General features: G+C 71.7%; 6 protein-coding genes and 1 pseudogene. 2 read left to right on the top strand and 5 right to left on the bottom strand.

Annotated elements, in window-relative coordinates; all coding sequences use genetic code 11:
• A pseudogene (locus tag GTW40_RS24580) lies at nt 1-306 on the top strand (SAM-dependent methyltransferase); the annotation flags it as partial.
• Nucleotides 307-376: 70 nt separating this feature from the next.
• Here GTW40_RS24580 and ffh read toward each other — a convergent pair.
• The 5 genes from ffh to GTW40_RS24555 form a co-directional block, all read right to left on the bottom strand.
• Entirely contained in the window at nt 377-1,930 is a 1,554-nt protein-coding gene (ffh, locus tag GTW40_RS24575; RefSeq protein ID WP_161182352.1) for a signal recognition particle protein, read from the bottom strand.
• Between the two features lie 220 nt (nt 1,931-2,150).
• A complete protein-coding gene (locus GTW40_RS24570) occupies nt 2,151-4,601 on the bottom strand; it encodes a [protein-PII] uridylyltransferase (protein ID WP_161182351.1) in 2,451 nt (816 codons plus the stop codon).
• Between the two features lie 27 nt (nt 4,602-4,628).
• Nucleotides 4,629-4,967 carry a P-II family nitrogen regulator gene (locus tag GTW40_RS24565; RefSeq protein ID WP_003997576.1) on the bottom strand — a complete coding sequence of 113 codons (339 nt, stop codon included), beginning with the start codon at nt 4,965-4,967 and terminating at the stop codon, nt 4,629-4,631.
• The gene (locus GTW40_RS24560) at nt 4,964-6,298 is read right to left on the bottom strand and encodes an ammonium transporter (protein ID WP_161182350.1); all 1,335 of its coding nucleotides are present in this window, start codon (nt 6,296-6,298) and stop codon (nt 4,964-4,966) included. Before GTW40_RS24560 ends, GTW40_RS24565 begins: the two co-directional genes overlap by 4 nt.
• A gap of 349 nt (nt 6,299-6,647) precedes the next feature.
• A complete protein-coding gene (locus GTW40_RS24555; protein WP_161182349.1) occupies nt 6,648-8,126 on the bottom strand; it encodes a tetratricopeptide repeat protein in 1,479 nt (492 codons plus the stop codon).
• A 454-nt stretch (nt 8,127-8,580) separates the two neighbouring features.
• Here GTW40_RS24555 and GTW40_RS24550 point away from each other — a divergent pair.
• Nucleotides 8,581-8,953, top strand: a 373-nt coding sequence (locus GTW40_RS24550) for a bifunctional DNA primase/polymerase (protein ID WP_343245779.1), incomplete at its 3' end; no start/stop codon positions are given.

Genomic DNA, 8,953 nt, shown 5'->3' with positions numbered 1-8,953 from the left:
GCCGACCCGCTGCACGGCGCACACGGCCTGCGCCCGGCCCGCCGCGACGATCTGGAGGAGGTCGCCCAGCGCGCGGGCCTGCGGCCGGACGGCTCGGGCCGGGTCGCCTGCCCCTTCGGCTACGCCGACCCGGACAGCGCCGTACGCGGGCTGCTGTCGACCGGCCTGTTCGACGGGGCGATCGCGGCGACCGACCGCAAGCAGGTGGAGAAGGAGCTGGCGGAGGCGCTGCATCCGTATCAGCGCGCGGACGGCATCGTGTGGATGCCGAACGTCTTCCGGTACCTGATAGCCCGGGTGCCCTGACCCGTCCCCGTACGCGCGAGGGCGCCCCTCGTGGAGAAGGGCGCCCTCGGGACGTCGTACGCGGGCTCGGTCAGCCCATGAACTTCTTGAACTCGTCCGGCAGCTCGAAGTCCTGGCCGCCCTGCTGCGGCGGGACACCGAAGGCGTTGCCGCCCTGCGCGGCGGCCTCGCGGCGCTGGGCCTCCTCCAGCTCCTGCTGCTGGCGCTTCATCGGGTTGCCCGAGCGCTGCTTGCCCTTGGCCTTCTTCGGCTGCTTCTTGCTGCGGCCGGGGCCGCCGCCCATGCCCGGCATCCCCGGCATGCCCGGCATGCCGCCGCCCTGGGCCATGCGCGACATCATCTTGCGGGCCTCGAAGAAGCGCTCCACCAGGCCCTTGACCGCGCTGACCTCGACACCGGAGCCCTTGGCGATACGGGCGCGGCGGGAGCCGTTGATGATCGTCGGGTCCTGGCGCTCGCCCGGGGTCATCGACTTGATGATCGCGGCCGTGCGGTCCACGTCGCGCTCGTCGATGTTGTTGATCTGCTCCTTGATCTGGCCCATGCCGGGGAGCATGCCGAGCAGCTTCGAGATGCTGCCCATCTTCCTGACCTGTTCCATCTGGGACAGGAAGTCGTCCAGGGTGAAGTCCTGGCCCTTCTTCGACGCCAGCTTGGAGGCCATCTTCTGGGCCTCTTCCTGGCTGAACGTCTTCTCCGCCTGCTCGATCAGGGTGAGGATGTCACCCATGTCGAGGATGCGGGAGGCCATCCGGTCAGGGTGGAACGCGTCGAACTCGTCCAGCTTCTCGCCGTTGGACGCGAACATGATCGGCTTGCCGGTGACCTGACGGATCGACAGGGCGGCACCACCGCGGGCGTCGCCGTCGAGCTTGGAGAGCACCACGCCGTCGAAGCCGACGCCGTCGCGGAACGCCTCGGCGGTGTTGACCGCGTCCTGGCCGATCATCGCGTCGACGACGAACAGGATCTCGTCGGGGCGGACCGCGTCGCGGATGTCCGCGGCCTGCTGCATCATCTCCTGGTCGATGCCCAGGCGGCCGGCGGTGTCCACGATCACGATGTCGTGGACCTTGGCCTTGGCGAACTCGATGGAGTCCTTGGCGACCTTGACCGGGTCGCCCACGCCGTTGCCCGGCTCCGGCGCGTACACCGCGACACCGGCGCGCTCGGCGACGACGCTCAGCTGGTTGACGGCGTTGGGGCGCTGGAGGTCACAGGCGACGAGCAGCGGGGAGTGGCCCTGCTCCTTGAGCCAGCGGCCGAGCTTGCCCGCGAGCGTGGTCTTACCGGCACCCTGGAGACCGGCCAGCATGATCACGGTGGGGGGCTGCTTGGCGAAGCGGAGGCGGCGGGTTTCCCCGCCGAGGATGGTGATCAACTCATCGTTGACGATCTTGAGCACCTGCTGGCCCGGGTTGAGGGCCTTCGACACCTCTGCGCCGAGGGAGCGCTCCTTGACGTTCTTGATGAACGAGCGGACGACGGGCAGGGCCACGTCGGCTTCGAGGAGCGCGATGCGGATCTCGCGGGCCGTGGCGTCGATGTCCTCCTCGGACAAGCGGCCCTTGCCCCGGAGGGTCTTGAAGGTATTCGCCAAGCGGTCGGAGAGGGTATCGAACACGGCGCTCGTCGGTCCTCAGGTAGGGGGCAGGTGGATCGCCCTCCAGGGTATCGGGCTCCGCAACCGAATCGTCCCTCGCCGGTGCGAACACCGGCGAGGGACGGAAAACCCCGCGTCTGCGGGGACCATGTCGCATCCATGTCGGCCTCTGTCAGGAGCCCCGGACCACCCCCGCGTCTGCGGGGAGCACATCCGGTGAACGCATGACACGCTCAGAAAGTCACGCCCGCAGCGTCTCCTCCAGCACCCCCGCCAGCGACCCCGCGTCCTCCCCCGGCAGCGGCGCACCCGTACCCGTCGTGACGTAAAACGCGTCCACCGCGTTCGACCCCAGCGTGCTCACATGCATGCTCCGCACCCGTACCCCCGCCTTCTCCAGGGCCGTTCCGATGCGGAACAGCAGGCCCGGGGCGTCCTGGGCGCGGACCTCGATGACCGTGGCGTGGTGGGAGGCGGCCGGGGCGACGGTGACGCGAGGTGGTGGGGCGGGCCAGCCGCGGCGGCGGGGGTAGGCGGCGTCGCGTTCGGCGAGGCGGCCGGTGATGTCGAGGGTGCCGTCGAGGGCGCGGACGAGGTCGGCGCGGAGGCGGGCGGCCTGGGGCAGGGAGCCGTACTCGGCGGCGACGCGCCAGTCGAGGAGCAGGACAGAGCCGTCATCCACGTCGTCCGGCAGGCTCAGCGCGCGCAGCTCGGCGGTGCGGACGGTGAGGCGGTGCACGGCGAGGACGCCCGCGACGGCGGGCAGGACGCCGGGCTGGTCGGGTACGGCGATGAGGAGTTCGACGCCGAGGGGTTCGGGTTCGCCGGAGTCCTCGTCGGCGACGGCGGGCTCGGTCTGGGCGCGCAGGGCGAGGACGGGGCCGCCGGTGCGGTGGGCCTCGATGGCGAGGCGTTCCTGCTCGGCGGTGGGGGCGCCGGGGTCGGGTTCGTCGGGGGTGTCCCCGGCGAGGACGGCGGAGACGCGGCGTACGAGGTCGTCGACGAGGGAGCCGCGCCAGGAGGACCAGGCGGCGGGGCCGGTGGCCAGCGCGTCGGCCTCGGTGAGGGCGTGCAGGAGTTCCAGGGTGCTCTGGGTGCCGACGGCCTCGGCGACGGCGTGGACGGTGGCGGGGTCGTCCAGGTCGCGGCGGGTGGCGGTCTCGACCAGGAGCAGATGGTGGCGGACGAGGGTGGCGAGGACGGTCACGTCGGCGCGGTCGAAGCCGATGCGGGCGGCGACGTCCTTGACGATGATCTCGCCGGCCACGGAGTGGTCGCCGGGCCAGCCCTTGCCGATGTCGTGCAGCAGGGCGGCGACGAGGAGCAGGTCGGGGCGGCTGACGCGGCGGGTGAGGGCGGAGGCGCGGACGGCGGTCTCGATGAGGTGCCGGTCGACGGTCCAGACGTGGACGGCGTTGCGCTGCGGGCGGCAGCGGACCCGTTCCCAGTCGGGGAGCAGTCGGCTGATCAGGCCCTCGGCCTCCAGGGCCTCCCAGACGTCGACGGTCGGGCGCCCCGAGCCGAGCAGCGTGACGAGCTGTTCGCGGGCCTCGGCGGGCCAGGGGGTGGGCAGCGGGCGGGCGAGGGAGGCCAGGCGGCGGACGGCGTGCGGGGAGAGCGGGAGTCCGGCCTGGGCGGCGGCGGCCGCGGCGCGCAGCGGGAGGACGGGGTCGCGTTCGGGGCGGGCGGTGCGGGCGAGCACGGCCTCGCCGTCCTGTTCCACGACACCTTCGGCCAGCGGTGAGCGCTCGACGGGCGGTTTGCCGCCGCCGAGCATGGCGCGCAGGCGGGGCCGTACGGCGCGGGAACGCAGGACGCGGTTCACTTCGCGCCAGGTGACGTCGCCCGCGTAGGAGATGATCCCGGCGGCTTCGTAGACCTGGCGGAGGAGGGTGTCGGCGTCGAGGAGGCCGAGTTCGGCGGCGACCTGGTCCTGTTCCTGGAGGGCGAGGCGGTCGGTGGCGCGCCCGGTGACGAGGTGGAGGGCGTCGCGGGCGTCCAGGAGACGGCGGCGGGCGTCGGCCAGGCCCTCGCGGGGGGCGTCGGCGAGCCAGGAGGCGGCGACGGCGCGCAGGGCGGTGGCGTCGCGCAGGCCGCCGTGGGCCTCCTTGAGGTCGGGTTCGAGGAGGTAGCGCAACTCGCCCTGGCGCTCGGCGCGTTCGGCGCAGAGTTCCTGGAGTTCGGGGAGGCGTTTGGGGGCCTGGTTGCGCCAGTCGGCGAGGACGGCGGTGCGCAGTCCTGCGGTGAGGCCGAGGTCTCCGGCGAGGTGGCGGGCGTCGAGGAGGCCGAGGTGGACCTTGAGGTCGTCCCCGGCGGTCTTGCGGGCCTCGGCGGGGGTGCGGACGGAGTGGTCGAGGGTGAGGCCGAGGTCCCAGACGGGGTACCAGAGGCGGTCGGCCAGGGCGGCGACGGCGGTGGGGTCGCTGCCGTCGTGCAGCAGGAGGAGGTCGAGGTCGCTGCGGGGGGAGAGTTCGCCGCGTCCGTAGCCGCCGACGGCGACGAGGGAGACGCCCTTGATGCCGGGGGCGGCGGTGGCGAAGAGTCCGGCGAGCCAGTCGTCGGTCAGTTCGGCGAGGGCGGCGCGGCGCGGCGGCCCGGGCCGCTCCCCCTCGGTGAGGAGGTGCAGCCGGGCCGCCGCGTAGCCGCTGGGTCCCGAGTCGTCGGTTTCTTTCCGGTCATCCCTGCGCGTCACCCAGCGGCTCCTGTTCGTGTCGTCGTGTCAGAGCGCGTCCGGGCCGCGCTCGCCGGTGCGGACCCGTACGGCCGTCTCGACCGGCAGGGACCAGACCTTGCCGTCTCCGATCTTGCCGGTGCGGGCGGCCTTGACGATGACGTCGATGAGCTGTTCGGCGTCGTCGTCCTCGGCCAGTACCTCGATGCGGATCTTGGGCACGAGGTCGACGGTGTACTCGGCGCCCCGGTAGACCTCGGTGTGGCCGCGCTGGCGGCCGTAGCCGCTCGCCTCGGTGACGGTGAGCCCGTGGACTCCGAAGGCCTGGAGGGCCTCCTTGATCTCGTCGAGGCGGTGCGGCTTGACGACCGCGGTGATCAGCTTCATGCGTCCACCTTCTTGTTGGGCGAAGCGGCCGAAGTGGGGGCGCCGGCGACGACTCCGCCGCCCGCTCCGCTGAAGTCGTATGCGGTCTCGGCGTGCTCGGCGCGGTCGATGCCGGAGACCTCGTCGTCCTCGGGGACGCGCATCCCGATGGTCTTGTCGAGGAGGAAGGCGAGGACGGCGGAGACGACGAGGGAGTACGCGAGGACCGCGAAGACTCCGGCGCACTGCTTCCAGAGCTGGTCGAAGCTGTGGTCACCGTAGAAGACGCCGGTGGCGGCGGACTGGCCCTTGCCGGTGGCGAAGAAGCCGATGAGCAGGGAGCCGACGATGCCGCCGACCATGTGGACGCCGACGACGTCGAGGGAGTCGTCGTAGCCGAACCTGAACTTCAGGCCGACGGCGGCGGCGCAGGCGACACCGGCGATGGCGCCGACGGCGATCGCGCCGAGCGGGGAGACGGCTCCGCCGGACGGGGTGATGGCGACGAGGCCCGCGACCGCGCCGGAGGCGGCGCCGAGGGTGGTGAAGGCGCCGTGCTTGATCTTCTCGTAGGCGAGCCAGGCGAGCATGGCGGCGGCGGTGGCGACCTGGGTGTTGACGAACATCAGCGCGCCGACGCCGTCGTCGTTGCCGAGCCAGGAGCCCGCGTTGAAGCCGAACCAGCCGAACCACAGCAGACCGGCGCCGAGCATCACCAGCGGCAGGCTGTGCGGGCGCATCGGGTCCTTCTTGAAGCCGACGCGCTTGCCGATGACGAGGATGACGCCGAGGGCGGCGGCACCCGCGTTGATGTGGACGGCCGTGCCGCCGGCGAAGTCGATGACGCCGAGCTTGTAGGCCCAGCCGTCCGCGCCCCAGACCCAGTGGGCGACGGGGACGTAGACGATCGTGCCCCACAGGGCGACGAAGAGGGCCCAGGCGGTGAACTTGACGCGGTCGGCGAGGGCACCGCTGATCAGGGCCGGGGTGATGATGGCGAACATCATCTGGAAGACCATGAAGACGAAGACCGGGATGGTGTAGCCCGGCCACAGCTCCGTGAGGCCGATGTCGCTGAGGCCGATCCAGTCGGCGTTCCACCCGATGAACGCGGAGCCCGAGCCGAAGGCGAGGGAGAAGCCGTAGAGCACCCAGAGGATGGTGATGATCCCGATGCTGACGAAGCTCATCATCAGCATGTTGAGGGTGCTCTTGACGCGGACCATGCCTCCGTAGAAGAAGGCCAGGCCCGGGGTCATGAGCAGTACCAGGGCGGAACAGATCAGCATGAAGCCTGTGTTCGCGGAGGACAGTTTGGGTGCCTCCGCCGCGAGCGTGATGGCTGGAGCCATCGGCGTCTCCTCATCGGTTGGTACGGCCCCGTGCGGGTGCCTGAGCGGTCCGGTGGTCGAGGGGGGCGGTTATGGGCCACGAGACTGACGCAGCGCGGTTTCGGTGGGCGCCCCTCGCTGTTTCGCCGGGGTGACGAAGGCACCTCGCGTGTTACGCGTGGATGAATTGCCGGATGCCGGGCGCGGCGATCGTTATCGTGACGCAACCGTCGGGCTGACCCGAAGGAGAGGCCCTGGGCGGGCAGGCATGCGGAACCGGCCGCGTCCGGCCTCTCGATGACCTGGCATGGGGGAGCCGAGTCGGGCAGTTCGGGAGGACCGGCCGCGGCCGGGGCAGGGGGTGCCGGGCTCAGAGCGCTCCGGCGGACTCCGGGAGGTCGCTGGCGAGCTGGTCGGTGAGGTCGACCACGACGGCGAGGTCCCCGAAATCGCGTACGGCCGTGTCGACCGTCTTGCGGATACGGGTGTTGACCCGCTCGGAGCGGACCTTGCGGGCTATGTCCATGGCGCGCTTGGCGTACTCGGTGCTGTGCTCGGGCTCACGCTGGAGCAGGTGCACGGTGGCCATGCCGATGAGGTTGAGCGCGTAGGACCGCTGGTGCTCGTCGTCCTTGGCGAACAGTTCGACCGCGCGCTCCATGAGGGGCTCGGCGAGGGAGGCGTAGGTGGGGCTGCGGCCCGCCACGTAGGCGAGGTCGCGGAAGGAGTGGCTGTTCTCGCCGTGCAGCTCGGCCTCGGAGAAGAAGCGGATCCAGTCGGGGTCCGGCTCGTCCCACTCGTCGGCCTCGGAGAAGGTGTCCTCGGCCATGCGGACGGCGCGTTTGCACTTGCCGGGCTGGCCCATGTTGGCGTAGGCGCGGGCCTCCATCGCATACAGCATGGACTGGGTGCGGGGCCCGGCGCAGTCGCGGCTGCCGTACTGCGCGAGGTGGATCAGCTCCAGGGCGTCGTCGGGGCGGCCGAGGTGGATCATCTGGCGGCTCATGCTGGAGAGGATGTACGACCCGAGGGGCTTGTCCCCGGCTTCCTTCGCGGCGTGCAGGGCGAGGACGAAGTACTTCTGGGCGGTGGGCTGGAGGCCCACGTCGTACGACATCCAGCCGGCCAGTTCGGCCAGTTCGGCGGCGACCTTGAAGAGCCTGCGGGTGGTGGCCTCGGGCTGGGGCTCCTGAAGGAGGTCGGTGACCTCGTGGAGCTGGCCGACGACCGCCTTGCGGCGCAGTCCGCCGCCACACTGGGCGTCCCACTGGCGGAACATGCGGGTGGTGGACTCGAGCAGCTCCAGCTCGGGCCGGGAGAGCCGGCCGGGCCTTCGGGAGTCGTGCAGCGGGTCGGGTCCGGGGGGCAGCGGGGAGGCGGGGGAGGGCACCAGCCAGCGCTGCATGGGTTCGACGAGGGCGGGTCCGGCGGCCAGGCCGAGCGAGGTGCCGAGGAAGCCGCGCCGGGCGAGCATCAGGTCGCTGCGGGAGAACTCGCTGAGCAGGGCGACGGTCTGCGGGCCGGTCCAGGGGAGGTCGACGCCGGTGGCGGACGGGGACTGGCGGGCGACGCGCAGACCGAGGTCGTCGGTGGAGACGACGCAGCCGAAGCGCTCGGAGAACAGCTCGGAGAGGATGCGCGGGATGGGCTCGCGCGGGTTCTCCCCGTCGAGCCAGCGGCGCACCCGTGAGGTGTCGGTCGAGATGTGGTTGGCGCCGAGCTGGCGGGCCCTGCGGTTCACCTGCCGGGCCAGCTCGCCCTTCGACCAGCCGCTGCGCACGAACCACGAGCCGAGCAGCTCGTTGGGGCGCTTGTCAGCGTTCGTCCCGCCTCCGCCGTTGCCGCCCACTGGAACGCCCCCATCCCTGAAACCCTGTCGCCGTGCGCCAAGCCCTATCAGAATGCCGGTAAATACGGCCGCCCGTCCGGTGGTTCTCACCCTTCGAACGAGCTGACGACTTGCCTCCGGCATACCCACGAAGGCAAGTGCCCCCGGGGCTCGCATACTCACAGTAACCCCACGATCACCCTTCCAACCACGGCGATCCTTGAAACGCCACCATTCGCCACCCCTTCGAATGAACTCACGATCGCACCCACGCGATTCACTTGACATAGGACGGACGGAAGTGGGCGGAGCGGTGCACTCGGGGGCGCATGAAGCCTCGCGCACAACCCGCCGCGCCACGACGCGCCGCCTTGCTCCCGGGGCACCCCGGGAAGGCGGATGTCGTAGCGTCACGTTCCGCATCCATCGCGCTCCGGTTCGTAACCACCGGCGCGCTGGACCCGTTGGAGGGGGCATGGGCTTCACGATCGGCGGCATCCGGGAGATCCGCTCCGGCACACGTCGGCGCGGCCGTTCGCCGGAGTGCACGGCCGTCGCCGAGTTCACGGGCCTGTGGGGCTGGGACGTGGTGCCGGGCGCGCGGGCCGCGTCGGGCGTCTGCTCCTGCGGGCGTGCGAAGTGCCCGGCGCCGGGCGCGCATCCGCTGGAGTTCGCCGCACCCGTGTCCGCCGGGGCCACGCTGGACGAGGTGGGCCGGGCCTGGGCCGAGGTGCCGGGCGCCGCGGCGATGCTGCCGGTGGGCCGCGCGTTCGACGTCATCGAGGTCGCCGAGGCGGCCGGGCGCCGTGCCCTGGTCCGCCTGGAGCGCATGGGCCTCCCCCTCGGCC

This window comes from Streptomyces sp. SID4985, from assembly GCF_009863025.1.
GTDB lineage: Bacteria > Actinomycetota > Actinomycetes > Streptomycetales > Streptomycetaceae > Streptomyces.
This window is presented reverse-complemented; position numbering and strand designations above follow the sequence as displayed.